Consider the following 25,158-nt stretch of genomic DNA (forward strand, 5'->3'; position numbering starts at 1 on the left):
ACTCCTGTCCTGGTTTTTTTATCACTTAGTCGGGAGTAGTTACCCTCCATGCAAGAAATTATGCAATTCGTTAGCCGCCATCCGGTTCTGAGCATCGCGTGGATTGGCCTGCTGGCCGCTGTGCTGTTCACCACTTTTAAGAGCCTGACGTCTAAGATTAAGGTTATCACCCGTGGTGAAGCGACGCGTCTGATTAACAAAGAAGATGCCGTCGTGGTCGATCTGCGTCAGCGTGACGATTTCCGTAAAGGTCACATTGCGGGCGCAATCAACCTGTTGCCAGCTGAAATCAAAGCGAACAACGTCGGTGAGCTTGAAAAACACAAAGCCCAGCCGATTATCGTTGTCGATGCGACCGGCATGCAGGCACAAGAATCTGCCAGCGCGCTTCATAAAGCAGGCTTCGAAAACGTAACTGTGCTGAAAGAAGGTATTTCCGGCTGGAGCGGGGAAAATCTTCCTTTGGTGCGCGGTAAATAAGGAGTTCAGTCATGGCCAATATTGAGATCTATACCAAAGCGACGTGTCCGTTCTGCCATCGTGCGAAAGCGCTGCTGAACAGCAAGGGCGTCACGTTCCAGGAACTGCCGATCGACGGTGACGCGATTAAACGCGAAGAGATGATCAAACGTAGTGGTCGCACGACGGTTCCGCAGATTTTTATTGATGCGCAGCACATTGGCGGCTGTGATGACTTGTATGCGCTCGACGCCCGTGGTGGACTCGATCCGCTGCTGAGCTAAGAGACTTTAGGACAATTAAAAAGGGTATTTCCATGTCAGAACAAAACAACACCGAAATGACTTTCCAGATCCAGCGTATCTACACCAAGGACGTCTCTTTCGAAGCGCCAAATGCGCCACACGTTTTCCAGAAAGATTGGCAGCCAGAGGTTAAACTTGATCTGGATACCGCATCTACCCAACTGGCAGATGACGTGTATGAAGTCGTGCTGCGTGTGACCGTTACCGCATCCCTGGGTGAAGAAACTGCATTCCTGTGTGAAGTACAGCAGGGCGGCATCTTCTCTATCGGCGGTATCGAAGGCAACCAGATGGCACATTGCCTGGGTGCGTACTGCCCGAACATTCTGTTCCCGTATGCGCGTGAATGCATCACCAGCCTGGTTTCTCGCGGTACATTCCCGCAACTGAACCTTGCGCCAGTTAACTTTGATGCGCTGTTCATGAACTATCTGCAGCAGCAGGCTGGCGAAGGTGCTGAACAACATCAGGATGCCTGATGAGCACTGTTAATGCGTCAATGACTGTGATCGGTGCCGGCTCATACGGCACCGCTCTTGCCATCACGCTGGCAAGAAATGGTCACGATGTGGTCCTCTGGGGCCACGACCCAAAACATATCGCAACGCTGCAGCGCGACCGCTGTAACGTGGCGTTTCTCCCGGACGTTCCGTTCCCTGACTCCCTGCACCTTGAAAGCGACCTTGCGACCGCGCTGGCGGCCAGCCGCAACATTCTGATTGTGGTTCCGAGCCATGTCTTTGGCGACGTGCTGCGTCAGATTAAGCCGCTGATGCGCCCGGATGCGCGCATTGTCTGGGCGACTAAAGGACTGGAAGCCGAAACCGGACGCCTGCTGCAGGACGTTGCCCGTGAAGCGCTGGGTGATGAGATCCCGCTGGCGGTCATCTCCGGCCCGACCTTTGCCAAAGAGCTGGCCGCTGGCCTGCCGACGGCGATTTCGCTGGCCTCAACCGATCGGGCCTTCTCAGACGATCTTCAACAGCTGCTGCACTGCGGCAAGAGCTTCCGCGTCTACAGCAACCCCGATTTTATCGGCGTGCAGTTGGGCGGAGCGGTGAAGAACGTGATTGCGATTGGTGCCGGGATGTCAGACGGCATTGGTTTTGGTGCCAACGCGCGTACGGCGCTGATCACCCGCGGTCTGACCGAGATGTCCCGCCTGGGCGAAGCGCTGGGTGCCGATCCGGCCACCTTTATGGGAATGGCTGGCCTGGGCGACCTGGTGCTGACCTGTACCGACAACCAGTCTCGTAACCGCCGTTTTGGCATGATGCTCGGACAGGGCAGCAATGTGAAAGACGCGCAGGAGAAGATTGGTCAGGTGGTGGAAGGTTACCGCAATACCAAAGAAGTCCGCGAGTTGGCGCACCGTTTTGGTGTCGAAATGCCAATAACCGAGGAAATTTATCAGGTATTATATTGCGGAAAAAATGCGCGCGAGGCAGCATTGACCTTATTAGGTCGTGCGCGCAAGGACGAGCGCAGCAGTAACTAGTCGGAACCGTTGTCACCTGAATGACCCAGCCAGCGCAGAACTGGCTGGTCATTAACTATCGTCTGGAGTAAGCAATGCCGTGTGAAGAACTGGATATCGTCTGGAACAACATTAAAGCCGAAGCCCGGGCGCTGGCCGACTGTGAGCCTATGCTGGCCAGTTTCTACCACGCAACGCTACTCAAGCACGAAAACCTCGGCAGCGCGCTCAGCTATATGCTCGCCAACAAGCTGGCATCCTCAATAATGCCTGCTATCGCTATCCGTGAAGTGGTGGAAGAGGCTTACGCCGCTGACCCGGAAATGATCGCCTCTGCCGCCTGTGATATCCAGGCGGTGCGCACGCGTGACCCGGCGGTCGATAAATATTCTACCCCGTTGCTGTACCTTAAGGGCTTCCACGCCCTGCAGGCTTATCGAATCGGCCACTGGCTGTGGAATGAAGGCCGCCGCGCGCTGGCGATCTTCCTGCAAAACCAGGTTTCCGTGACGTTTCAGGTTGATATTCACCCGGCGGCTAAGATTGGCCGCGGGATCATGCTCGACCACGCCACCGGGATCGTTGTCGGGGAAACGGCAGTGATTGAAGACGACGTCTCGATCCTGCAGTCGGTTACCCTGGGCGGTACCGGCAAAACCAGCGGCGATCGCCATCCGAAAATTCGTGAAGGGGTGATGATAGGCGCGGGTGCCAAAATTCTTGGCAATATCGAAGTCGGACGCGGCGCGAAGATCGGCGCAGGCTCCGTGGTGCTCCAGCCGGTGCCACCGCATACTACCGCCGCTGGCGTACCGGCGCGCATCGTCGGTAAACCAGACAGCGACAAGCCGTCCATGGACATGGATCAGCACTTCAACGGCATTCACCATACCTTCGAGTATGGCGACGGCATTTAACTTTTGAGAATGGCGCCCGGATATCCCAGCTGGCGCCATGCTTCATACACCACCACCGACACCGCGTTCGACAGGTTCATGCTGCGGCTGTCCGGCATCATCGGAATACGGATTTTCTGCTCGGCGGGCAGGGCATCCAGAATCGTGGCCGGCAGGCCGCGGGTTTCCGGGCCAAACATCAGATAGTCACCTGCCTGATAGCTCACGGCGCTGTGCGCCGGCGTGCCTTTGGTGGTCAGGGCGAACATGCGCTGCGGCTGCTCGGCTTCCAGAAACGCGGCGTAATCGTGGTGGCGAATAACGGCGGTAAATTCATGGTAATCCAGCCCTGCGCGACGCAGACGTTTGTCGTCCCACGTAAAGCCCATTGGCTCAATGATGTGCAGACGAAAACCGGTGTTGGCACACAGGCGGATAATATTGCCGGTATTCGGCGGAATTTCTGGTTCGAATAAAACGATGTTAAGCATGCTGCCCCCTTAATTGCGGGGGCAGAATAGCAGAAAAGAGAGGAACTACGCGACGCCGGGCTCCTGCGAGCGGCTGTACAGCATTTTGTAGACGGTTGCCGCGGCGGCCACCAGAGCGGGTATGCTGAGGATCATTAAAATACTGTCCGCCTGCCACTGCATAGAGAGAAGCTGGGCGCTGGTCATAGTTCCCGCCACGCCGCCAAAGCGGCCGATCCCCTGCATCCAGGCGATGCCCGTCGCGCGGCACTCGGTAGGGTAAAAGGTGGCGGCCAGGGTCTGCATGCCCGACTGCGCACCGTTCATCGCGATCCCCATCAGGAAAATCAACCCGCCAAACAGGGCGATATGATTATGCTCCATGCCGAGTAGCAGGATCAGCCCCATCGTCAGGATAAACCCGCCCGCGACCACCTTGTGCGCTTCCCAGCGGTCCATCATCCAGCCCGCGAGCAGGATCCCGGCCGTGCCGCCGAAGGTGAACAGCGAGGTGAGCCAGGCGGACTCCGCCAGGGCATAACCCATTCCCTGCATCAGCGTCGGCATCCAGCTCAGCAGGACGTAGTAAATCACCAGCCCCATAAAATAGGTCACCCACAGCATCAGGGTGCCGGGCAGCCAGGGCATGGAAAACAGCTGCGACACGCTCCCTTTTTTAGACGCGACTTTCTCCTCCGCCAGGAAAAAGCCCGTGACGCTATCCAGCGTGCTGCGGGCGAACCGGCTGGCGATGCGGCGGACCTGCATGACATCTCTTCCGCGCTGCACCAGAAACTTCACCGACTCCGGCAACAGCAGCGCCAGCAGCAGCGTTAAAATCAGCGGTGCAATTGCGCCGGTCAGCAGCACGCTTCGCCAGCCGTGGTGGGGAATCAGCCAGGACGAGATCGCGCCGCCGCCCGCCGCACCCAGAGGGAAGCCGCAGTACATGGTGTTAATCGCCATGGCGCGACAGCGCTGGGGGGCAAACTCGGAGATAAGCGTAATGGCGTTGGGCATCGCAGCACCGAGCCCGAGCCCCGTCAGGAAGCGCCACAGCGTCAGGGTATTCAGACTTTGCGCCCAGGCCGTCCCCAGGCTCGCCAGGCCGAAGAACAGGCACGAAAAGACCAGCACGCGCTTGCGCCCCATCCGGTCCGATACCGGACCGGCGATCAGCGCACCCAGCGACAGCCCCAGCAGCGCCGCGCTCAGCACCGGCCCCAGATCCTGTTTATGAATCCCCCATTCTGCCGACAGCGTAGGCGCGATGTAGCCCATCGCCGCCGTATCAAAGCCATCGATCGCCAGAACCAGAAAGCCCAGCACAATGAGCAGCCAGTGAAATCCTGAAAAGCGACTTTCATCGATCACCTGCTGAATATCCACCTTACCTGAATACGCCATACGCTCCCCTCTGATGTGATGTTGTTTTTGTGTTCTTGTCTTTGCTTGTCTATACAATTGCGGACGGCAGGCGGATGTCAAATTTTCTTATCCAATATGTTATCTGGATGTTATTTTTGGCATAAAAAAGCGCCCGAGGGGGACTTCGGGCACATGAGAAAGGGGGAGTAACCGGAGAAGGTCAGGCCGCGTTTCCCTGAGCAAGGGGAGCCAGCGCTGCCGGTAATTTGCTTAACTCCTGCACCAGGGAATCTCTGCTGATTTCGCCGATCGTTTTCGCACCGGTGAGCGTCATCGCCACCTTCATCTCTTTTTCGATCAGGTTGAGCAGATTCGCCACGCCTGCCTGACCGGCCGTCGCCAGGGCGTACAGATACGCGCGTCCCAGCAGCACGCTGTCGGCGCCCAGCGCAATCATGCGCACCACGTCCAGCCCGTTGCGGATCCCGCTGTCGGCCAGGATGGCGATATCGCCCTTCACCGCATCGGCAATGGCTGGCAGGGCGCGTGCGGAGGAGAGCACCCCGTCAAGCTGGCGTCCCCCATGATTAGAGACCACAATCCCGTCTGCGCCAAAGCGGACCGCATCGCGGGCATCTTCCGGGTCGAGGATCCCTTTGATCACCATCGGGCCATCCCAGAATTCGCGGATCCACTCTAGGTCTTTCCATGAGATGGACGGATCAAAGTTATTCGCCAGCCAGCCGATGTAATCCTCCAGCCCGGTGGGTTTACCCAGATACGCCGAGATATTCCCCAGATCGTGTGGACGACCGTTCAGGCCGACGTCCCACGCCCACTGTGGATGCGTTAACGCCTGCCAGTAGCGGCGGAGCGCCGCATTTGGGCCGCTCATGCCGGAGTGCGCATCGCGGTAGCGCGCGCCGGGGGTCGGCATATCAACGGTAAAGACCAGCGTGGAGCAGCCCGCCGCTTTGGCGCGCTCGAGCGCGTTACGCATAAAGCCGCGATCGCGCAGGACGTACAGCTGGAACCACATCGGGCGTTTGATGGTTGGGGCGACCTCTTCAATCGGACAAACCGAGACGGTAGAGAGGGTAAACGGAATACCTTTGGCATCCGCTGCAGCGGCGGCCTGCACTTCGCCACGGCGGGCATACATACCGCACAGGCCTACGGGCGCGAGCGCGACGGGCATGGAAAGCGTTTCGTTGAACAGTTTCGTCTCAAGGCTCAGGTCAGACATATTCTTCAGCACGCGCTGGCGCAGCGCCACCTCCGACAGGTCTTCCACGTTGCGGCGCAGGGTGTATTCGGCATACGCCCCGCCGTCGATGTAGTGGAACAGGAACGGGGGCAAAATGCGCTGCGCCGCGGCGCGATAGTCACTGGCTGCTGAAATAATCATGCTTTGTTCTCCCTGGAAATATCACTGTCGCCTGGCAGACGGGTAATACGCGCCTGTCGGGCCTGGTCTTCATCGAATCGTTTGATGGTGGTATGCACGAAGCCCAGATGCGCCATCATCGCTTTGCGCGCGGCCTCGGCATCACCGGCAAGAATGGCGTTGAGCACCGCCTCGTGCTGTTCGGTCAGTTGGGCAAACACCGGCGGAACCAGATACATGCGCTGGCGGCTCTGCTTCACGGAGGATTGCAGCAGGTCGAAAAACCCGCGCATGGTCTGGAGCAGCACCACGTTGTGCGACGCCTCGGCAATCGCAAGGTGAAAACGGACGTCCGCCTGGGAGGCGATATCCGGGTCGCTGCTTTGCGTGGCCTCAAAGCAGGCGATGAGTTTCTCTTTGTCGGCGTCGGTTGCCCTCATGGCCGCGTGCCAGGCGGTACTGGTTTCGATGGCGTGACGCGCTTCAAGGATGTCGAAGCTGTAGTCCGGGTCGTTCTCCATCAGCGTTTTCAGCGGCTGAACGATGTTTTGCTCGGACCAGTCGTCATGCTGCCAGCGCACAAAGGTGCCGCCGCCGCGACGGCTTACCAGTACCCCTTCGCTGACCAGCGTCGCCAGCGCCTCGCGCAGTGAATTGCGCGACACGCCAAGCTGGGCGGCGAGCTGGCGTTCGGCGGGCAACTTCATGCCCGCTTCCAGCTGTTGTTCTTCAATCAGCGCCCGCACGCGAGAGGCAATCTCGTCGGACAGGCGTCTGGGCATCACTATCATGGGATCATCCAGGTTAAGACATAGGCCTGCAGGGTGGTGATCACCCCGACCATGCAGGTGAATATCAGGCTGTGTTTCACGGTAAAGCGGAACAGATCCGACTCTTTACCGACCAGTCCCACCGCCGCACAGGCAATGGCGATGGATTGCGGGGAGATCATTTTCCCGGTCACGCCGCCCGTCGTGTTCGCGGCCACCAGCAGGACGTCCGACACGCCAATCTGCTGGGCCGCCGTGGCCTGCAGCGCGGCAAACAGGGCGTTAGACGAGGTATCGGACCCGGTCAGGAATACCCCCAGCCAGCCGAGGAACGGCGAGAAGAAGGTGAAGGCGTGGCTGGTATGGGCCAGCGCGAGCGCCAGCGTCGATGACAGTCCGGAGTAGTTCGAGATAAACGCGAACGCCAGCACCATGCCGATGGAGTAAATCGGCAGCATCAGCTCTTTAACGGTCGCCGCAAAGGTCTGTACCGCAGCCGCAGGCTTCATGCGCAGCCACACCACGGAAAGAATAGCGGCAAACAGGATGGCGGTCCCGGTGGCGGAGAACCAGTCGAATTTATAGACCGCGGCATACGGCGTGGCGGCGTGCACTACCGGCGGCATACGGGCGACCATCTTGTCGAGGAACGGCACGGAGATATTAATCACCATGTCGTACAGCGCGCCGCCAGGGGCGAACAGGGCTTTAAACGGCGGGATGCTCCACAGCGTGACCGTGGCGGTCAGGAACAGAAACGGTGACCAGGCGCGGATCACCTGTCCTGCGGTGTAGCCGGTGCGGGCCAGCGTTTGATCGACCTGCGAGGCGCCCATGTCGGCGAAGCGGAAAATACGGACCGGCTGCCAGCGTTTCAGGAACAGCGTCAGGCAGACCAGAGAAACCAGCGAAGAGATGATGTCCGGCAGCTCCGGGCCAAGGAAGTTCGAGCTGAGGTACTGGGCGATAGCGAACGAACCGCCCGCCACCATCACCGCAGGCCAGGTCTCCTTCACGCCGCGCCAGCCGTCCATAATCGCCATGATCCAAAACAAGACGATAATGGTCAGGAACGGCAGCTGGCGGCCAACCATCTGGCCGATCTCGAAGCTGTCCAGCCCGGTGACCTGCCCGGCCACCAGAATCGGAATACCCATCGCGCCAAACGCCACCGGCGCGGTGTTCACAATCAGGCACAGGCCCGCGGCATAGAGCGGGTTAAAGCCCAGACCCACCAGCAGCGCGGCGGTGATCGCCACCGGTGCGCCAAAACCTGCCGCGCCTTCCAGAAACGCCCCGAAGGAGAAGCCAACAATCAGCATCTGCAGGCGCTGGTCAGGCGTGATGGAGAGAATCGACGAGCGGATAATGTCGAACTGCCCGGTTTTCACCGAGATTTTATAGACAAAGACCGCCGCGATGATGATCCACGCAATCGGCCACAGGCCGTAGAAGAAACCGTAGACGACGGAGGCCAGCGCGCGATCGACCGGCATTTTGTAGAAGAACAACGCCACCATCAGGGCGATGGCAACGGTATACGTCGCGGCGAGGTAGCCCTTCAGCTTTAGCTTAATCAGCGCAAAGAAGAAGAACAGGATCGGAAGCGATGCGATCAGGCTCGACAGCCAGATATTTCCAGCCGGGTCGTAGTTTTGTTGCCAGAGGCTCATGCAGGTCTCCTGGGGACCAGACAGCCTGCGCTGCGGGTGAGTCTCCGCTCAACTCTGCGTCACAGGTTGTGTAAAAGTGGTCCTGCCAATGTTGTGTTGTAGGGTTAATGACAATGAATGGTTAACCAGATGTTATGAGCTAGCAATGGTTTTGTGAGCGGAAATAATGGAATTGTGAACCGGGGAAGGATTGATTGCGCTATTGGTTGGACCAATTCACGCGAAGGGGAAAAGAGTAGGCCGGGTAAGCGCAGCGCCACCCGGCATGAAATCAGAACGCGGTCTTACAAAAGCCCGTCATCTCTTTCAGGCCCATTTCGCGGCCAAGCTCGGTCATCGGGTGTACCACCACCAGACCGCGGACGCTTTTCTTCAGCTTGCCCATGTCGGCCTGTTCTTTTTTGGTGATCGCGCGGCGGTGCGGCATGTTCATCAGCTTCTGCGCTTCTTTGCTCAGCTTCTGGCCTTTGACTTCGCGCAGGCGCTCGATTTCCGCTTCCAGCTTCGCGGTCTCTTTCTCAAGCTCGGCGTATTTCTCGGCGGAATCGACCAGCGACAGGCCAGCCATCTGGTGGCGGATGAGATCCAGGCGGTCGCTCAGGCGTTTAATTTCGTTCTTTTCGACTTCTTTCATAACAAATGACTCTGAAAACGGGGAATTTACAGGGAAGGATACACCAATGTGAGCAGGCTTACTTCTGAAACGCTTTTTTTAAGCTGATTCGGGAAATCAGCTCAGTCAGGGAGAGAACCATCGTGGAACGGACAACCTGTTGATAACGCAGCTTTTGCATCGCGTAAAGCTCAGGGTCGCTGTTATCAAAATGGGGAGCAGGGGGCAGCGCGGTAACGCAGTGCAGCTCGCCGAAGGGCCCCAGAATCTCATCGTCGGTAAAGGTGTACTCGTTACCGTCATGATTGAGCTCTTCGCGCAGCGCCATTAGCAGCTCCGCATCTTCATACTCTTGTCGGTTCAGCACCCCAAGACCATAAATCAGCTTCAGACGCACGGATAAATCGCCCAGCGGTCCGTCTCCGTCCAGTAACGGTTCTACAGCATATTTTACCGCGTAGTCGTCTTTGCGAAACACCTGAAGCACCAGGATATTCACCGCCTCGGTTAACAGCTCGACGGCGGCAATCAGGAAACTTCGTACGGTTTTGCCAGCATTCAGACGCTCAAGCACACGATTTTCAAAGGCCTGGGTTTGTTCCATTATTGCCTGCATATCTGACAATCTGTAATCAGGGCGCAGGATTACCTGCGCCGCATTCTGCATCATTTGGTTGCGTTGTATGCGTTGACCGCCTCCGCAACCACGTCGCTGTTGGCGTCCAGACCGGAGATCTGCGCCAGCGCAGCCTGCGCGCCTTTATCATCAATCAGCTGAGCCAGCTCAATCGCCTGTGGGTCCTGCTCGCTGCGGTAGTGCATCGCTGCGGCAATCCCTTTCACCAGGTTGGCATGCGGCAGGCCGTATTCCAGCGTGCCCAGCAGCGGCTTAATCAGGCGATCGCCCGCGCTCAGCTTGCGCAGCGGCTGGCGGCCCACGCGCTCAACGTCATCTTTCAGATACGGGTTTTCAAAGCGACCGAGGATTTTCTGGATGTATGCTGCGTGTTTCTCAGCATCAAAACCGTAGCGTTTGATCAGCACCGCGCCGCTCTCTTCCATTGCCCCTTTTACCACCGCGCGGATCTTCTCATCGAGGATCGCGTCACGAATGGTTTGATGACCGGCCAATTTTCCGAGGTACGCGGTTATAGCATGCCCGGTGTTCAGCGTGAAGAGCTTGCGTTCGACAAATGCCATCAGGTTATCGGTTAATTCCATTCCCGGAATGGTCGGCAGCGCGCCTTTAAACTGGGTTTTATCGACGATCCACTCGCTGAAGGTTTCTACGGTCACTTCCAGCGGGTCGTTGGTCGCGGATTCGGAAGGCGGAACGATGCGATCCACGGCGGAATCCACAAAACCCACGTGCGCTTCAACCCAGGCTTTGTCTTCGTCTGCCACCGCGTTAAGAACGTGGCCTTTCAGCTGCGTAGTGCCGCGCACCATGTTTTCACAGGCGATGATGTTCAGCGGGGTGTCGATACCCTGCGCTTTACGTTTTGCCAGGCCTTTCGCGACAGCGGGTGCGATGCGCTCAAGGACGACCGGACCCACGGCGGTGGTGACCAGATCGACGCTGGCGATCAGGTCAATAACGTCTTCACCGATGCTGCTGACCGCGTTGACGCCAGATACTGTCTCAACCTGCTCGTTTTCGCCCACCACATGGACCTGATAGCTATGACGGGCATTCAGGGCATCCAGGACAACCTGATTCACATCGGCGAATGTCAGGGTAATGCCCGCGTCTGCCAGTAGTTTACCGATAAAACCACGACCGATATTACCTGCGCCAAAATGTAATGCTTTCATAGTGTTAACCTTCATCAATGTTTTTACCCGAGAGGGCTGGGGTGAGGAACGTTTTCCCCTCACCCTAGCCCTCTCCCCGGGGGGAGAGGGAAGAGAACTTATTTGTTCAGCAGAGCCAGCACTTCTTCCACGCTGGTGGTGTTGGCCAGACGCTCAATGACGGACTCATCGTCCAGCGCGTTGGTCAGGCTGGTAATCACCTGAATGTGCTCGTTGTTGCGAGCGGCGATACCAATTACCAGACGGGCGATGTCGTCTTCTTCTTCACCGAAGCGCACGCCCTGCGGATACTGACAGAATACGACGCCGGTTTTCAGGACGCGATCTTTCGCTTCAACCGTTCCGTGCGGCACCGCGATGGATTCGCCCAGGTAGGTTGGCGTCAGTTTTTCACGTTCCAGCATCGCGTCGACATATTCAGGCTGAACGTAGCCGCCTTTCACCAGCTGCTCACCGGCAAAGCGAATCGCTTCTTCTTTGGTGGCCGCGGTACGACCGAGGAAAATATTCTCCGCACCCAGCTTAAACAGGTGTGCATTGCTCTCATCAAAGCTGTCCTGCAGGCTGGAGCGCACTTTCACTTCGTTGTCTTCGTGACGCTGCGCGGCCACCAGACGTTCGGTCAGGCTGGTGTACAGGCCGCTGTCGAGGAAGTTGGTCAGCGAAATGTGCTGTGCCTGTGGTACCTGACGCATGGCGCGTTCGGTCAGATCGCGGTGCGTGATGACCAGGTCAACATCCGGCGGCAGGCTGTTAATGGCGCTGTTGGTCACGGAGATGTTGGTCAGGCCCGCATCCTGCACTTTCTTACGCAGCACGCCTGCACCCATCGCGCTGGAACCCATACCGGCGTCGCAGGCAACGATGATTTTACGCACGTGGCTCAGGTCGTTAGAGACATCACCGGCTGCCAGTGGCGTCGCGCCTTTGGATTCGGCTTTCATGTCGTGCATACGACGGGTTGCGGCTTCGATGTCATCATCTTCTTTCACTTTGCTGGTTTTCAGCAGGATAGAAGAGACCACGAAGGAGACGGCCATTGCCGCAAAGATAGCTGCGAGGTTCGCGAAATAAGCGCCTTTTGGCGTCATCGCCAGTACCGCCAGGATAGAACCCGGAGAAGCTGGAGAAACCAGACCGCCGCCCAGCACGCTCAGGGTGAACACGCCGGTCATACCGCCGAGGATAACGGCCAGGATCAGACGTGGGTTCATCAGCACGTACGGGAAGTAAATTTCGTGGATACCGCCCAGGAAGTGGATGATAGCCGCACCGCCAGCAGACTGTTTTGCGCTACCACGGCCGAAGAAGATGTACGCCAGCAGAACGCCCATACCCGGACCCGGGTTGGCTTCAATCAGGAAGAAGATAGACTTGCCGAGATCGTGAGACTGCTGAATACCCAGCGGCGAGAAGATACCGTGGTTGATGGCGTTGTTAAGGAACAGGATTTTCGCCGGTTCAACGAAGATAGACGCCAGCGGCAGCATTTCGTGCGCCACCATGAAGTTAACGCCTGCCGCCAGAATTTTAGACAGCACTTCAACCGCAGGGCCAATGCCGAGGAACGCCAGAATGGCGAGGATCATCCCGATGATGCCCGCAGAGAAGTTGTTCACCAGCATTTCGAAGCCGGATTTGATCTTACCATCAACCCAGACGTCGAATTTCTTAATCGCCCAGCCGCCCAGAGGACCGGCAATCATCGCACCGAGGAACATCGGCATATCCGCACCGACGATAACACCCATGGTTGTGATGGCACCCACTACGCCACCACGGTCACCGCCCACCAGACGACCCCCGGTGAAACCGATGAGCAGCGGCAGGAGATAGGTAATCATTGGGCCAACAAGTTTCGCCAGCGTTTCGTTAGGCAACCACCCTGTCGGAATGAACAATGCGGTGATGATACCCCACGCGATAAACGCGCCGATATTTGGCATCACCATGTTGCTGAGGAAACGACCAAAGCTTTGAACTTTGATCTTGAAATCGGATGACATAAAACACCCCTTCTTCTGTTTACGCTAAGGCTTATGGCCCGAGGTTTATTGTTAATGAGGCGGCAGAGGTAGCCGGGCCCTGTTCTGATGCTGTGAAATCTGGCACTGAATCGTTCAACTGTCCAGACAGTGAAAATTTATGTGATTCATGTCACGTAAATGTAGGGGGTGAGGATATCTATGAGGTGATCTGAATCACAAAAACGATGGGCAAAAAAAATACGATGGCGAGAAAAAAAGCAAAACAAACCCTTTTGTGTGATTGTTGTCACGTTTTGTTCTGGCGTGTTTGTTTCTGGATTGTGACTGATTTCACAAAATATTTTTATGCAGATTTCTCCGGCTGTGATCGACGGCAAACTCTGCTTCGCGTTTCAGCGCCAGGATGATATGGCACGACACGATAAGCCAAAAAATCACTTTTGATGTGTGGTATGGCGAAAAGTTAAAAGGTGGATTACGCTCATATTGTAAGGTTAAGTCTATTATTATTCAGGATATATTTTGACACGCTTATAAACTTGCATGGAGATATTATAAAAATCCATACTCCCCTGCTCGGAAATAATAAGCACAACCCCGTGTTTATAAAAAATTAATTAGGTTGCGTACCGTTTTATTAATTTAATGAGTTGACGTTGTTTAAGTGAGGAGAATATGTTTCTCAACTATTTTGCGCTGGGCGTATTGATTTTTGTATTTCTGGTTCTCTTTTATGGAATCATCGCCATCCATGATATTCCTTATAATATGGCTAAAAAGCGTAACCATCCGCATGCCGATGCCATTCATACGGCTGGCTGGATTAGCCTGTTTACGCTTCATGCCATCTGGCCATTCCTGTGGATTTGGGCCACGCTGTACCGCGAGGATCGCGGCTGGGGCATGCAAAACCACATCACAAAGCCTGATGAGGTCCCGGGCATGGATGCGCTGGCAAAACGCGTGGCCGAATTAGAACAAAAGCTGGCCGCGGTAAAGCCCGCTGCTGATAAGAACACGCTGGAGCGCTAATCATGGATCTGTTGATTATTTTGACCTACGTGGCATTTGCCTGGGCCATCTTTAAAATATTCCGAATTCCGGTCAACCAGTGGACGCTTGCCACCGCAACATTAGGCGGCGTATTTATTGTTGCCGGACTTATTCTGCTAATGAACTATAACCACCCGTATACGTTTACGGCGCAAAAAGCGGTTATTTCTATTCCAATCACGCCGCAGGTGACCGGTGTGGTCAGCGAAGTGACCGATAAAAATAACCAGCTAATTAAAAAAGGCGAAGTGTTATTTAAACTGGATCCAGGCCGCTATCAGGCGCGGGTCGACAGGCTTCAGGCCGACCTGGTGACCGCGACGCACAATATCGATAATCTGAAAGCGCAGCTGGCGGAAGCCGTTGCCAATACCACGCGCGTCTCCGCTGAACGCGATCGCCTCTATAAAGATTATCAGCGCTACCTGAAAGGCAGCCAGGCGAAGGTGAATCCGTTCTCTGAAAGCGATATCGACAACGCGCGGCAGAACTATCTGGCGCAGGATGCGCTGGTGAAAGGCTCCGTGGCTGAACAGGTACAGATCCAAAGCCAGTTAGACAGCATGGTGAACGGCGAGCAGTCGCAGATTGCGTCGTTACGCGCCCAGCTTGCCGAAGCCAAATACAACCTGGACCAGACCGTGGTGCGTGCGCCGAGCGATGGTTACATCACCCAGGTGCTGATACGTCCGGGGACCTATGCCGCCGCGCTGCCGCTGCGTCCGGTGATGGTCTTTATCCCAGAACAGAAGCGTCAGATTGTGGCCCAGTTCCGCCAGAACTCGCTGCTGCGTCTGAAGCCGGGCGATGAAGCGGAAGTGGTGTTTAACGCGCTGCCGGGCCAGGTGTTCTCCGGGAAGCTCACCAGTATTCTGCCGGTGGTGCCGGGGGGAACCTATCAGGCGCAGGGCGCGCTGCAGTCGCTGACGGTGGTGCCTGGAACGGACGGCGTTCAGGCACTTATTGAGCTGGAACCCAACGCCGAAGTCGATGCCCTGCCGGACGGTATCTATGCCCAGGTGGCGGTCTATTCGGACCACTTCGCCCACGTCTCGGTTATGCGTAAAGTACTGCTGCGTATGACCAGCTGGATGCACTACCTCTACCTCGATCACTAATCCTTCCAGGGCAGGAATGCGACATGCAGACCTGCCCTTTTTTCATCGCTTGATCCATACTGACTTTTTTCCGGCATCAAGGATCAGGCAATGAAACTCATCGGCAGCTATACCAGTCCCTTCGTGCGAAAAATCTCGATTCTCCTGCTGGAGAAGGGGATTGAATTTGAATTCGTGAATGAACAGCCCTACAACGCGGAAAACGGCGTCGCGCAGTACAACCCGCTGGGAAAAGTGCCAGCGCTGGTCATGGACGAGGGCGAATACTGGTTTGATTCCCCGATTATTGCGGAGTATATCGAGCTGCTGGGCGTTGCCCCGGCAATGCTGCCGGCTGACCCAAAAGCGGCGCTGGCGGTGAAGCAAATTGAAGCCCTGGCCGACGGTATTATGGATGCGGCATTAACCTCCGTACGGGAACAGGCCAGGCCCGTTGCCCAGCAGTCGGAAACGGAACTGTTACGCCAGCGGGAAAAAATCAGCCGCAGCCTGGACAGGTGCGAACAGCTTATCCGGGAGGGAAAGATCGACACCGACAGCCTGAACCTGGCAACTATCGCCATCGCCTGCGCCATCGGCTATCTCAACTTCCGCCGGGTTTCCCCTGGCTGGTGCGTCGACCGTCCGCTGCTGGTGAAGCTTGCAGACACGCTTTTTAGCCGCGAGAGCTTTGCCCGTACCGAACCGCCAAAGGCTTGACGCGGGTTATAACACTTCGGCGTCGGAGGCGGTACAATCCCTCTACATGTTAACTCCCTCTCCCGTCGGGAGGGGGGAAGATATTTACTCGCCAGGCGCTTTCATGACTACTCATCGTTCGCTGTACAGCCAGATCCCCGCTACCGACCGTCTCCTTCGCGAGCCCCGCATTTATGCTGTTGTTGAGCGCTTCGGCCATACCGCGACGGTGGAAATGTTACGCCTGCTTCAGGACGAAGCCCGCTGCGCGATTCAGGCAGAAAACGCCTTGCCCGACTGGTGCAGTGCGTGGGAGCAGGAAGTTGAACAGCGGCTGGATGAGAAGGCGCAAAGCGCATTACGCCCGGTGATTAACCTGACCGGTACCGTACTGCATACCAACCTCGGGCGAGCCCAGCAGGCGGAAGAGGCCGTTGCCGCCGTCGTGCAGGCCATGCAAGCGCCCGTGACGCTGGAGTACGATCTGGACGGCGCCGGACGCGGGCATCGCGACCACGCGCTGGCGGAGCTGCTGTGCCAGCTGACCGGCGCGGAAGATGCCTGCATTGTGAATAACAACGCCGCAGCGGTGCTGCTGATGCTGGCGTCCACCGCCAGCGGCAAAGAGGTAGTGGTGTCCCGCGGCGAGCTGGTGGAGATTGGCGGGGCATTTCGTATTCCGGACGTGATGCGCCAGGCGGGCTGTACGCTGCATGAAGTGGGCACCACCAACCGTACCCATGCGAAAGACTATCGCGCGGCAGTGAATGAAAATACTGCCCTGCTGATGAAGGTCCACACCAGCAATTATCATATTGAAGGCTTCACCAAAACGGTTGAAGAGGCGGAGCTGGCGGCGATTGGGCGCGAACTGAACATACCGGTGATTGCCGATCTCGGCAGCGGCTCGCTGGTGGATCTAAGCCTGTACGGGCTGCCAAAAGAGCCGATGCCGCAGGAGATGATTGCGGCGGGCGTTAGCCTGGTCAGTTTTTCCGGCGACAAACTGCTGGGCGGGCCGCAGGCCGGGATTATCGTCGGCAAGCGCGAGCTGATTGCGCAGCTGCAGCAGCATCCGCTCAAGCGCGCCCTGCGCGCCGATAAAATGACGCTTGCCGCCCTGGACGCTACGCTGCGGCTCTATCTCCACCCGGAGAAACTGGCCGACCGCCTGCCCACGCTGCGTCTGTTAACCCGTGATGCCGCTTCGATTCGCGCCCAGGCCGAACTTCTGCTGCCGCGCGTCGCCGCGCACTACCCCGATTTTGACGTTCGCATTGAGCCCTGCCAGTCGCAGATTGGCAGCGGTTCGCTGCCGGTGGACAGGCTGCCGAGTGAAGCGCTGACGTTCACGCCGCGTGACGGGCGCGGCGGCCATCTGGAAGCCCTGTCGTCGCGCTGGCGCGGTCTCTCGACGCCGGTTATCGGGCGGATTTACGATGGCCGAATGTGGCTGGATTTGCGCTGCCTTGAAGATGAAGAGCGATTTCTGGAGATGTTGTTGAAATGATTATTGCCACCGCCGGTCACGTTGACCACGGAAAAACCACGTTACTGCAGGCCATTACCGGCGTAAACGCCGATCGCCTGCCGGAAGAGAAAAAGCGCGGCATGACCATCGATCTGGGCTATGCCTACTGGCCCCAGCCTGATGGCCGCGTGCTGGGCTTTATTGATGTGCCGGGGCATGAAAAGTTTCTGTCCAACATGCTGGCGGGCGTGGGCGGCATCGATCATGCCCTGCTGGTGGTGGCCTGCGATGACGGCGTGATGGCGCAAACCCGCGAGCACCTGGCGATCCTCCAGCTGACCGGTAACCCGCAGCTGACCGTGGCGCTGACCAAAGCCGATCGCGTGGATGACGCACGCGTCAGCGAGGTGCGCGAAACGGTACAGGCGACCTTGCGGGAGTATGGTTTTTCCGATGCACGGCTATTTGTCACCGTGGCGACGGAAGGGCGCGGTATCGACGAACTTCGCCACCACTTACAGCAGCTTTCATCACGCGACCACGCCAGCCATCATCGTTTCCGCCTGGCGATCGACCGGGCGTTTACCGTAAAAGGCGCGGGGCTGGTGGTGACTGGTACGGCGCTGAGCGGCGAAGTGAACGTCGGTGATACGCTCTGGCTGACGGGCGTGAACAAACCGATGCGCGTGCGCGGGCTGCACGCACAAAACCAGCCCGCAGACCGCGCCCACGCCGGGCAGCGGATCGCGCTGAACATTGCCGGGGATGCGGAAAAAGAGCAGCTTAATCGCGGCGACTGGCTGCTGGCCGATGCTCCGCTGGAACCGTCTGAACGCGTCATCGTCTCCCTGCAGGCAAACGTGCCCCTGACCCAATGGCAGCCGCTGCATATTCACCACGCGGCCAGCCATATCACCGGGCGCGTGTCGCTGCTGGAAAACGATCTTGCCGAACTGGTATTCGATTCACCGCTCTGGCTGGCAGACAACGATCGTCTGGTTCTGCGTGATATTTCTGCAAGGGAAACGCTGGCCGGGGCGCGCGTGGTGGCGCTGAATCCACCGCGACGCGGCAAGCGCAAACCTGAATATCTGCAGTGGCTGGCCGCGCTGGCGCAGGCCAGCGATGATAACGCCGCGCTGCGGGTGCACCTCGATCGCGGGGCGGTGAGCCTGCGTGATTTTGCATGGGCACGCCAGCTGAGCGAAGAAGGGTTACGCCTGCTGGCCCAGCAGCCGGGCTTTATACAGGCCGGAGACAGCCTGCTCAATGCCCCGGTTGCTGCGCAATGGCAGCGTAAGATACTGAACACGCTTGCGACTTACCACGAACAGCATCAGGACGAGCCAGGCCCGGGCCGTGAGCGTCTGCGACGCATGGCGCTGCCGATGGAAGACGATGCGCTGGTGCTGCTGCTGATTGAAAACATGCGCGAAAGCGGGGTGATTAAAAGCCACCACGGCTGGCTGCACCTGCCGGATCACAAGGCCGGGTTCACCGCAGATCAGGAGGCGATATGGCAAAAAGTAGCCCCGCTGTTTGGCGATGAGCCGTGGTGGGTTCGCGATCTGGCTCGCGAAACCAACACCGACGAGCAGCTGATGCGCCAGGTATTGCGCCATGCGGCGCAGCAGGGGCTAATAGTCGCGATCGTGAAAGATCGTTATTACCGTAACGATCGTATTGTGGCGTTTGCCAGCCTGATCCGCGAGCTGGATCAGGCGCGCGGCTCGACCTGCGCAGCGGATTTCCGCGATCGGCTGAACGTGGGGCGCAAGCTGGCGATCCAGATCCTGGAATACTTCAACCGCATCGGCTTTACCCGCCGTCGCGGTAACGATCATTTATTACGCGATTCGTTATTATTTCCTGAAACTCCGTGACCCCCGTCGTAAACGCCGTTATCGGTTGGCGAGAAAATCGCCAGCCGGAACTACCCTTGTTGTACACCAACAGCAAGGAGACGGTCATGACAAACAATCCTCCCTCATCGCGTATCCAGCCCGGCGAGTATGGTTTTCCCCTCAAGCTGAAGCCTCGTTATGACAACTTTATTGGCGGCGACTGGGTAGCTCCCGTCGACGGCGAATACTATTCCAACCTTACTCCCGTTACCGGCCAGCCGCTGTGCGAAATTGCCAGCTCCGGCAAGCGTGATATCGACCTGGCGCTGGATGCGGCGCACAAAGCGAAAGAAAAATGGGCTCACACCTCCGTGCAGGACCGGGCGGCGATCCTGTTCAAAATCGCCGATCGGATGGAGCAGAATCTGGAGCTGCTGGCGACGGCTGAAACCTGGGATAACGGCAAGCCGATACGGGAAACGATGGCGGCAGACGTGCCGCTGGCCATTGACCACTTCCGCTATTTTGCTTCCTGCATTCGCGCTCAGGAGGGAGGAATAAGCGAGGTAGACAGCGATACCGTGGCGTATCACTTCCACGAACCGCTGGGCGTCGTTGGGCAAATCATACCGTGGAACTTCCCGCTGCTGATGGCGAGCTGGAAAATGGCGCCCGCGCTGGCGGCGGGAAACTGCATCGTGCTGAAACCGGCGCGTCTGACCCCGCTCTCGGTGCTGCTGCTGATGGAAATCGTTGGCGATCTTTTGCCGCCGGGCGTGATTAACGTGGTTAACGGTGCGGGCGGTGAGATAGGGGAATATCTGGCTACCTCAAAACGGATCGCCAAAGTGGCGTTTACCGGATCGACGGAGGTGGGCCAGCAGATCATGCAGTACGCCACGCAGAACATCATTCCGGTGACCCTGGAGCTGGGCGGGAAATCCCCGAACATCTTCTTCGCAGACGTGATGGAGGAAGAGGATGCCTTCTTCGATAAAGCCCTGGAAGGGTTTGCGCTGTTTGCGTTTAACCAGGGCGAAGTCTGCACTTGCCCAAGCCGTGCGCTGGTACAAGAGTCCATCTACGAGCGCTTTATGGAGCGGGCGATTCGGCGCGTTGAGTCTATCCGCAGCGGTAACCCGCTTGATAACGCCACGCAGATGGGGGCGCAGGTCTCGCATGGACAGCTGGAAACTATCCTCAACTACATTGATATCGGCAAGAAAGAGGGGGCGGATATTCTCACCGGTGGGCGTCGTAAGGTACTCGGTGGGGATCTGCAGGACGGGTATTATCTGGAGCCGACGATCCTGTTCGGTCAAAACAACATGCGCGTCTTCCAGGAAGAAATTTTCGGACCGGTACTGGCCGTGACCACCTTCAAAACGATGGAGGAGGCGCTGGAGATTGCCAACGACACGCCGTATGGCCTGGGAGCAGGCGTCTGGAGCCGCAACGGTAATCTGGCCTATAAAATGGGCAGAGGCATTCAGGCCGGGCGCGTATGGACCAACTGCTACCACGCCTATCCTGCGCACGCGGCATTTGGCGGTTATAAGCAATCGGGCATCGGGCGTGAAACCCACAAGATGATGCTGGAGCATTATCAGCAGACGAAATGTTTGCTGGTCAGCTACTCCGATAAGCCGCTGGGGCTGTTTTAATCACCCAGCTCAGGCCGTCCATGCACGGCCTGAGCAATTTGCTGGCGCAGGCAGTTCAGAACGCCATCCAGTACGTATTGCACGCGCCAGGGCTGGTATTCGCGTTTGCGGAAGATGGCCGTCAGATCGAGCCACCACTCTTCCTGATGCGGGAAGCAGGGGACCAGCATCCCTTGCGTTAATTCTTTTTTCAGACTTTCTTTTGGTGCAAAAACAATCCCAAGATTATTTCTTGCCAGCTCCAGAGCCGTCTGAGTATTGTCGCAAATATAATTACCGGTCACCCGGTAGTCATGCACGTCATCGCTGCCGTGCACTCGGAAACGCCAGATGTTGGCATCATCAACCAGCATGGAGTCAATGAGAATACAGGAGTGATTAATTAAATCTTCCGGTCCCGTTAAGGGGTGTTTATTTAAATACTCCACGGTTGCGAAGGCCGTAACGGAATATTGTGTCAGAACGCTGGCAACCAGACTTTCGTCTTTAGGCTGCGCATAAGTAATTAAAATGTCGCAGTCATCCGGAAAGGAAACGCCTTCTGAAAATTCATTCCGGTCCAGATTGTAGGTTTTCAAAGAGATGCGAATGTCACCGATGTCTTCTATCTGATGGATCACGTGTCGCGCGAGGTAGGTCACGATGCCGGTTGGGGCATAGATCGTCACTTTTCCGCGCTTTTCGTGCTTATAATCCGCAATGAAATTCACAAGCTGGCTGTTCTTATCCAGTGTTGCATTAACGTAAGGGAGCAACGCTTCACCAAACTGGGTCAGGGCAAGCTGGCGCGTGGTGCGCTCAAAAACCTTGAGTCCAACCCGCGTTTCAAAATCAGACAGATATTTACTGACGTTGGCCTGCGCCATACCCAGCAGGGCGGCGGCATCACCAATGCTGTGGGTGGCTGCAATGACGGAGATAATTTTTAATTCGCGTGGTTTTAGCTGTAATGTACTCATCATGCACACCCATCTATATGATTTTATATATAATATTATATAAACCGCAGCGTTGCATTGGCAATTTTGTAACCATTATTATGCGCCTCGCTTGTTTGGCATTTAAATGGATTACATAGAATGACTATTAAATACAATTTACTCATCGCGGCCACGTTATTTGCATCAACGTCTGCCATGGCTGGTGATTTTTCACTTGGAGCGGGGGCTGTATTTAATGAGTCTCCTTACAAAGGTTATAACGAAAATACTACCGCAGTACCGTTAATTAGCTACGAAGGCGATCGCTTTTATGTTCGCCAGACCACGGGTGGATGGATCCTCTGGAAAGACGCAAAAAATGAACTCAGCCTGACCGCAACGTGGATGCCGCTGCATTTCGATCCTGATGACAACGACGACCATCAGATGAAGCAGCTTGATGAGCGTAAAGCATCTGCGTTCCTCGGTGGGGCGTACTACCGTCACGAAAGCTGGGGGTCGCTGAAAGTGGCCGTTTCTGGCGATGCGATGGATGAAAGCGGCGGCGTGGTGGGCGAGGTATCGTACTTCCGTCCGATCAAAATGGAGCGCCTGACCCTGACACCTTCTGTTGGTGTTTTCTACAGCGACGAAAGCTATAACGACTATTACTACGGCGTATCCGGCAGCGAGTCTCGCCGCTCCGGACTGGATAAATACACCGCTGGCGACAGTTGGACGCCATACGTTGGCCTGGCGGCTAAATATCAGTTAACCCAGAATCTATACCTCAACGCCAGCGCGGTTTACACCGTGTTGCCTGACGACGTGAAGAACAGCCCGATGATCGACCGCGATGACAGCTTCGCGCTGATGACCGGCCTGACCTGGCGTTTCTGATGCGGTAAAGCCGGGGGCAGGTTCGCCTTACCCGGCCTACTTGAACTGCCATCGCAGTTTTACGTATGCCCGCGCGAGCGAAGCGCCGCCGGGTATTTTTGATTGTAATGAACTCCCATTTTCCTTTCCCTTAAAAACTTCCTCATTAATGTTCCTGATATGCTAATGCGATCTGCGCCATCAATAAAGATGTGCATCATGTGTATCATTCTTAAAGAAAATTAAATCTGGCACTCTCGCCCGTATTTGGCGAAAGGCGGGAATTAAGCACGGATATCAGGAGTCGTTATGTTTTTTCCGGCTTACATTCATTCTGATTCAGACGGTAGCGCCAGCGGCTTTTCCCTGACGTTCCATGCTGTTGTTTCAGGTGATTCCATGTACGACGCTTTTAAGGATGCACGTGATGCGCTCATAGCGCACTTCGAAGCGTATTTCGGGCTGAGGCAGCACGTCGCGTGCTGCCTGGGTAAAAAATTAATTATATAGAGCTGCTGTTGCTTTCAGCATATCAGCAAAGGAATAGATATCATCGACTGTCGTTATAGGGTGACGCGTTTCGTTTTTTTCTATGTCGAAAAGTCCGATGTATTTTTGTGTGCGATTAAAATGCAATCGGCAAAGAGGTTTGCGGTTGTTGTCATCTACAAGAACACCAAAGTAACTTTTGGTATCTCGATGAGTTATACGGGGTGCCTCCAGTACCGCTCTGGTGATTGCTTTAACAATATGATATCCCTCGAGCTCCTCTAGCGTTGTAACCACGTCGCTTTCATCTTTATGTTCGTCTTCCTCAATATGTGATGATTCATTTGGAGTTTCGATGATCGCTGGGGTTATGCCCGTAATAGCAGACTTGAGGCGCTCATTAACCTGATCATTTATGTACTGACTTGCAGCTTTTTTGGTCAAATTTAAAAAAGACTCTCTGACTTTTTGAGTCAGAATCCCATCATAAACTCGGGATGCAAAAAATTTCACAAAGTCATCTTCAGGATTATTTAGTTGAGAGTGCAGGATTTTTTTGATCTGGCTGACATATTTTAATTCACCAGCAGCATTGATAATTGATTCCAAATCAAAGGAAGACTTAGTTATTTTTTTTAACTCAGGTATGATATTTTCGTCAATATCAAGAAGATCTACTTCCAAAAATGGTTTTTCATCCATTTTATTAGGGGCATCCAGATCTGTGAAAAATTTATAATTTTGTCCATTGGTGAGTATTGAAATTCTGGCGTTTGTTACATGAAAATACCTGAATAATTGCGAGGCATGATTTATATTTAATGGTTCGCCAATTTTTTTACATTCAATAAGTATCTGCACATCATTGTTTTTCATTATGGCATAATCGATTTTCTCGCCTTTTTTTGTACCAACATCACAGACAAACTCAGGTGTCACCTCTGAAGGATCAAAAACATCATAACCCAGAACGTTATGGATGAATGGCATTACAAATGCAGTTTTTGTTGCTTCTTCAGTATTAATTGCATCAAGTTGTTGTCTTATTTTATTTGATAAGGCATTTAATCTTTCTGTGAATTCCATGGGATATCCTTATTTTTAGCTGTGTGTCTTTATGGAATAACACTAAAAGGCATCTCAGACAATGGTATGTCTGAGCTGAACGGCTGCAAAAAAAACAATATCGAGGGTTAGATCACATTGTCTTTCAATCGATGATAATCAGGGAACTCGGCATCACCGAACTCCATAAAAATATTATATATTCATAAAGGTGATATTATTCTTGTTTATGTTCCATCCACCCAGATCCGCATTTCTCCTTCTCCCCGATTTGCCCAACTGAACCAGGGAATAAGAGTCAGCGTGCAAGGCTGGCGCTGGAGATGATTTTACAGCAGGTGTCGCTCTCTTAAGAGTATGAAGACAGCGCGGATCAGGCCGGTGCGGCGATTGCGTGGAAGACGAAGCAGCTCATTCGCACGTAGTTTCATTTACCGCTTTCGAAGTCGCAGCCAGCAAAAGCGTTGCACGGCAGTATTGATTACTTCAGGCGCGTGTTTCGCCGGACTTTCCATTTAACCCTGACTGAGGCGATACATCGCCTCAGTCAGGGCAGCGGAAAACCGTAGCTGGATGGCTCTGCCTCGCTGACCGAAGTGGCAAACCGCTGCTGTTTTAATCACGTGGGCTATGTTCGGCAGATATTTTCAAAGCATACGGGCTTAACACCCGCTGTCTGGAAACGGCGGTACTGTAAAGAGCATATCAATTCCGGCTGAGCGCATCCTCTTTGACCCATAACACCTTCGCTGAATC

The 25,158-nt window shown here is 55.6% G+C and carries 23 protein-coding genes and 3 pseudogenes; 14 read left to right on the forward strand and 12 right to left on the reverse strand.

The genetic code is table 11. The annotated features are described in order from the left end of the window. Positions 1 to 48: 48 nt before the first annotated feature. From PUP35_RS00600 to cysE, 5 genes are all read left to right on the forward strand, one after another. The gene (locus PUP35_RS00600; protein ID WP_023309913.1) at positions 49 to 480 is read left to right on the forward strand and encodes a rhodanese-like domain-containing protein; all 432 of its coding nucleotides are present in this window, start codon (positions 49 to 51) and stop codon (positions 478 to 480) included. A gap of 11 nt (positions 481 to 491) precedes the next feature. Beyond that, positions 492 to 743 carry a glutaredoxin 3 gene (grxC, locus tag PUP35_RS00605; protein ID WP_023309914.1) on the forward strand — a complete coding sequence of 84 codons (252 nt, stop codon included), beginning with the start codon at positions 492 to 494 and terminating at the stop codon, positions 741 to 743. Between the two features lie 32 nt (positions 744 to 775). Then, positions 776 to 1,243: a protein-export chaperone SecB gene (gene secB, locus PUP35_RS00610; RefSeq protein ID WP_003860835.1), complete on the forward strand. Its 468-nt coding sequence runs from the start codon at positions 776 to 778 to the stop codon at positions 1,241 to 1,243. Further along, positions 1,243 to 2,262, forward strand: coding sequence for an NAD(P)H-dependent glycerol-3-phosphate dehydrogenase (gene gpsA / locus PUP35_RS00615; protein ID WP_115876693.1), 1,020 nt, complete (start codon positions 1,243 to 1,245; stop codon positions 2,260 to 2,262). Before secB ends, gpsA begins: the two co-directional genes overlap by 1 nt. A gap of 74 nt (positions 2,263 to 2,336) precedes the next feature. Beyond that, a complete protein-coding gene (cysE, locus tag PUP35_RS00620) occupies positions 2,337 to 3,158 on the forward strand; it encodes a serine O-acetyltransferase (protein WP_008502718.1) in 822 nt (273 codons plus the stop codon). Here the strand turns inward: cysE and trmL are convergent. From trmL to PUP35_RS00665, 9 genes are all read right to left on the reverse strand, one after another. Next, positions 3,155 to 3,628 carry a tRNA (uridine(34)/cytosine(34)/5-carboxymethylaminomethyluridine(34)-2'-O)-methyltransferase TrmL gene (gene trmL, locus PUP35_RS00625; RefSeq protein ID WP_133293524.1) on the reverse strand — a complete coding sequence of 158 codons (474 nt, stop codon included), beginning with the start codon at positions 3,626 to 3,628 and terminating at the stop codon, positions 3,155 to 3,157. The genes cysE and trmL overlap by 4 nt on opposite strands. Positions 3,629 to 3,673: 45 nt before the next feature. Next, positions 3,674 to 5,014: an MFS transporter gene (locus PUP35_RS00630; RefSeq protein ID WP_133293525.1), complete on the reverse strand. Its 1,341-nt coding sequence runs from the start codon at positions 5,012 to 5,014 to the stop codon at positions 3,674 to 3,676. Positions 5,015 to 5,195: 181 nt separating this feature from the next. Continuing rightward, entirely contained in the window at positions 5,196 to 6,383 is a 1,188-nt protein-coding gene (lldD, locus tag PUP35_RS00635) for an FMN-dependent L-lactate dehydrogenase LldD (RefSeq protein ID WP_274241596.1), read from the reverse strand. After that, complete coding sequence (lldR, locus tag PUP35_RS00640; RefSeq protein WP_023294814.1) at positions 6,380 to 7,153, reverse strand: transcriptional regulator LldR; 774 nt, start codon at positions 7,151 to 7,153, stop codon at positions 6,380 to 6,382. Before lldR ends, lldD begins: the two co-directional genes overlap by 4 nt. Beyond that, positions 7,150 to 8,805 carry an L-lactate permease gene (gene lldP / locus PUP35_RS00645; RefSeq protein ID WP_023309919.1) on the reverse strand — a complete coding sequence of 552 codons (1,656 nt, stop codon included), beginning with the start codon at positions 8,803 to 8,805 and terminating at the stop codon, positions 7,150 to 7,152. Before lldP ends, lldR begins: the two co-directional genes overlap by 4 nt. 271 nt (positions 8,806 to 9,076) lie before the next feature. Continuing rightward, entirely contained in the window at positions 9,077 to 9,439 is a 363-nt protein-coding gene (locus PUP35_RS00650; protein WP_008502724.1) for a YibL family ribosome-associated protein, read from the reverse strand. A gap of 58 nt (positions 9,440 to 9,497) precedes the next feature. Continuing rightward, positions 9,498 to 10,088, reverse strand: a complete 591-nt coding sequence (gene mtlR / locus PUP35_RS00655) for a mannitol operon repressor MtlR (RefSeq protein WP_115876689.1) — start codon at positions 10,086 to 10,088, stop codon at positions 9,498 to 9,500. Then, positions 10,085 to 11,233, reverse strand: coding sequence for a mannitol-1-phosphate 5-dehydrogenase (gene mtlD, locus PUP35_RS00660; RefSeq protein WP_127729151.1), 1,149 nt, complete (start codon positions 11,231 to 11,233; stop codon positions 10,085 to 10,087). Before mtlD ends, mtlR begins: the two co-directional genes overlap by 4 nt. Before the next feature lie 98 nt (positions 11,234 to 11,331). Continuing rightward, the gene (locus PUP35_RS00665; protein ID WP_045907896.1) at positions 11,332 to 13,239 is read right to left on the reverse strand and encodes a PTS mannitol transporter subunit IICBA; all 1,908 of its coding nucleotides are present in this window, start codon (positions 13,237 to 13,239) and stop codon (positions 11,332 to 11,334) included. Between the two features lie 657 nt (positions 13,240 to 13,896). On the opposite strand from PUP35_RS00665, the gene PUP35_RS00670 reads away from it, so the two are divergent. From PUP35_RS00670 to aldB, 6 genes are all read left to right on the forward strand, one after another. Next, on the forward strand, positions 13,897 to 14,253 hold the full coding sequence (locus PUP35_RS00670) for a DUF3302 domain-containing protein (RefSeq protein WP_024906600.1): 357 nt from the start codon (positions 13,897 to 13,899) through the stop codon (positions 14,251 to 14,253). A gap of 2 nt (positions 14,254 to 14,255) precedes the next feature. After that, positions 14,256 to 15,392 carry an HlyD family secretion protein gene (locus PUP35_RS00675; protein ID WP_115876687.1) on the forward strand — a complete coding sequence of 379 codons (1,137 nt, stop codon included), beginning with the start codon at positions 14,256 to 14,258 and terminating at the stop codon, positions 15,390 to 15,392. 90 nt (positions 15,393 to 15,482) lie between these two features. Beyond that, positions 15,483 to 16,091: a glutathione S-transferase gene (locus tag PUP35_RS00680; protein ID WP_274241610.1), complete on the forward strand. Its 609-nt coding sequence runs from the start codon at positions 15,483 to 15,485 to the stop codon at positions 16,089 to 16,091. Between the two features lie 103 nt (positions 16,092 to 16,194). Beyond that, complete coding sequence (selA, locus tag PUP35_RS00685; RefSeq protein ID WP_274241612.1) at positions 16,195 to 17,580, forward strand: L-seryl-tRNA(Sec) selenium transferase; 1,386 nt, start codon at positions 16,195 to 16,197, stop codon at positions 17,578 to 17,580. After that, positions 17,577 to 19,424, forward strand: a complete 1,848-nt coding sequence (selB, locus tag PUP35_RS00690; protein WP_274241614.1) for a selenocysteine-specific translation elongation factor — start codon at positions 17,577 to 17,579, stop codon at positions 19,422 to 19,424. The genes selA and selB overlap by 4 nt, the downstream gene beginning before the upstream one ends. 86 nt (positions 19,425 to 19,510) lie before the next feature. Further along, on the forward strand, positions 19,511 to 21,049 hold the full coding sequence (aldB, locus tag PUP35_RS00695; RefSeq protein WP_111964324.1) for an aldehyde dehydrogenase AldB: 1,539 nt from the start codon (positions 19,511 to 19,513) through the stop codon (positions 21,047 to 21,049). Here the strand turns inward: aldB and PUP35_RS00700 are convergent. Then, positions 21,046 to 22,011, reverse strand: a complete 966-nt coding sequence (locus tag PUP35_RS00700; RefSeq protein ID WP_111964325.1) for a LysR family transcriptional regulator — start codon at positions 22,009 to 22,011, stop codon at positions 21,046 to 21,048. The genes aldB and PUP35_RS00700 overlap by 4 nt on opposite strands. A gap of 117 nt (positions 22,012 to 22,128) precedes the next feature. On the opposite strand from PUP35_RS00700, the gene PUP35_RS00705 reads away from it, so the two are divergent. Both PUP35_RS00705 and PUP35_RS21950 read left to right on the forward strand, forming a co-directional pair. Next, positions 22,129 to 22,869 carry a MipA/OmpV family protein gene (locus PUP35_RS00705; RefSeq protein WP_133293532.1) on the forward strand — a complete coding sequence of 247 codons (741 nt, stop codon included), beginning with the start codon at positions 22,129 to 22,131 and terminating at the stop codon, positions 22,867 to 22,869. A gap of 288 nt (positions 22,870 to 23,157) precedes the next feature. Further along, positions 23,158 to 23,298 (forward strand): annotated as a pseudogene (locus PUP35_RS21950) (type II toxin-antitoxin system HicB family antitoxin); the annotation flags it as partial. Positions 23,299 to 23,346: 48 nt separating this feature from the next. On the opposite strand, the gene PUP35_RS00710 reads toward PUP35_RS21950, so the two are convergent. Together PUP35_RS00710 and PUP35_RS21955 are read right to left on the reverse strand one after the other, a co-directional pair. Next, positions 23,347 to 24,423, reverse strand: coding sequence for a type I restriction endonuclease (locus PUP35_RS00710; RefSeq protein WP_115876680.1), 1,077 nt, complete (start codon positions 24,421 to 24,423; stop codon positions 23,347 to 23,349). Positions 24,424 to 24,629: 206 nt separating this feature from the next. After that, positions 24,630 to 24,719: pseudogene (locus PUP35_RS21955) on the reverse strand (hypothetical protein); the annotation flags it as partial. Between the two features lie 42 nt (positions 24,720 to 24,761). Between PUP35_RS21955 and PUP35_RS21925 the strand changes: the two are divergent. Continuing rightward, positions 24,762 to 25,121 (forward strand): annotated as a pseudogene (locus tag PUP35_RS21925) (helix-turn-helix domain-containing protein); the annotation flags it as partial. Positions 25,122 to 25,158 lie beyond the last annotated feature (37 nt).

The organism is Enterobacter sp. S-33, assembly GCF_028735835.1.
Classification (GTDB): Bacteria; Pseudomonadota; Gammaproteobacteria; order Enterobacterales; family Enterobacteriaceae; genus Enterobacter; species Enterobacter vonholyi.

Bases quoted from the DNA above. Each gene is read 5' to 3' on its own strand.
- trmL (WP_133293524.1), bottom strand. From the start codon at position 3,628: ATGCTTAACATCGTTTTATTCGAACCAGAAATTCCGCCGAATACCGGC.
- PUP35_RS00710 (WP_115876680.1), bottom strand. From the start codon at position 24,423: ATGGAATTCACAGAAAGATTAAATGCCTTATCAAATAAAATAAGACAA.
- grxC (WP_023309914.1), top strand. From the start codon at position 492: ATGGCCAATATTGAGATCTATACCAAAGCGACGTGTCCGTTCTGCCAT.
- selB (WP_274241614.1), top strand. From the start codon at position 17,577: ATGATTATTGCCACCGCCGGTCACGTTGACCACGGAAAAACCACGTTA.
- gpsA (WP_115876693.1), top strand. From the start codon at position 1,243: ATGAGCACTGTTAATGCGTCAATGACTGTGATCGGTGCCGGCTCATAC.
- lldP (WP_023309919.1), bottom strand. From the start codon at position 8,805: ATGAGCCTCTGGCAACAAAACTACGACCCGGCTGGAAATATCTGGCTG.
- lldR (WP_023294814.1), bottom strand. From the start codon at position 7,153: ATGATAGTGATGCCCAGACGCCTGTCCGACGAGATTGCCTCTCGCGTG.
- PUP35_RS00600 (WP_023309913.1), top strand. From the start codon at position 49: ATGCAAGAAATTATGCAATTCGTTAGCCGCCATCCGGTTCTGAGCATC.
- cysE (WP_008502718.1), top strand. From the start codon at position 2,337: ATGCCGTGTGAAGAACTGGATATCGTCTGGAACAACATTAAAGCCGAA.
- mtlD (WP_127729151.1), bottom strand. From the start codon at position 11,233: ATGAAAGCATTACATTTTGGCGCAGGTAATATCGGTCGTGGTTTTATC.
- aldB (WP_111964324.1), top strand. From the start codon at position 19,511: ATGACAAACAATCCTCCCTCATCGCGTATCCAGCCCGGCGAGTATGGT.
- secB (WP_003860835.1), top strand. From the start codon at position 776: ATGTCAGAACAAAACAACACCGAAATGACTTTCCAGATCCAGCGTATC.
- selA (WP_274241612.1), top strand. From the start codon at position 16,195: ATGACTACTCATCGTTCGCTGTACAGCCAGATCCCCGCTACCGACCGT.
- PUP35_RS00665 (WP_045907896.1), bottom strand. From the start codon at position 13,239: ATGTCATCCGATTTCAAGATCAAAGTTCAAAGCTTTGGTCGTTTCCTC.
- PUP35_RS00705 (WP_133293532.1), top strand. From the start codon at position 22,129: ATGACTATTAAATACAATTTACTCATCGCGGCCACGTTATTTGCATCA.
- PUP35_RS00700 (WP_111964325.1), bottom strand. From the start codon at position 22,011: ATGATGAGTACATTACAGCTAAAACCACGCGAATTAAAAATTATCTCC.
- PUP35_RS00630 (WP_133293525.1), bottom strand. From the start codon at position 5,014: ATGGCGTATTCAGGTAAGGTGGATATTCAGCAGGTGATCGATGAAAGT.
- PUP35_RS00680 (WP_274241610.1), top strand. From the start codon at position 15,483: ATGAAACTCATCGGCAGCTATACCAGTCCCTTCGTGCGAAAAATCTCG.
- lldD (WP_274241596.1), bottom strand. From the start codon at position 6,383: ATGATTATTTCAGCAGCCAGTGACTATCGCGCCGCGGCGCAGCGCATT.
- PUP35_RS00675 (WP_115876687.1), top strand. From the start codon at position 14,256: ATGGATCTGTTGATTATTTTGACCTACGTGGCATTTGCCTGGGCCATC.
- mtlR (WP_115876689.1), bottom strand. From the start codon at position 10,088: ATGATGCAGAATGCGGCGCAGGTAATCCTGCGCCCTGATTACAGATTG.
- PUP35_RS00650 (WP_008502724.1), bottom strand. From the start codon at position 9,439: ATGAAAGAAGTCGAAAAGAACGAAATTAAACGCCTGAGCGACCGCCTG.
- PUP35_RS00670 (WP_024906600.1), top strand. From the start codon at position 13,897: ATGTTTCTCAACTATTTTGCGCTGGGCGTATTGATTTTTGTATTTCTG.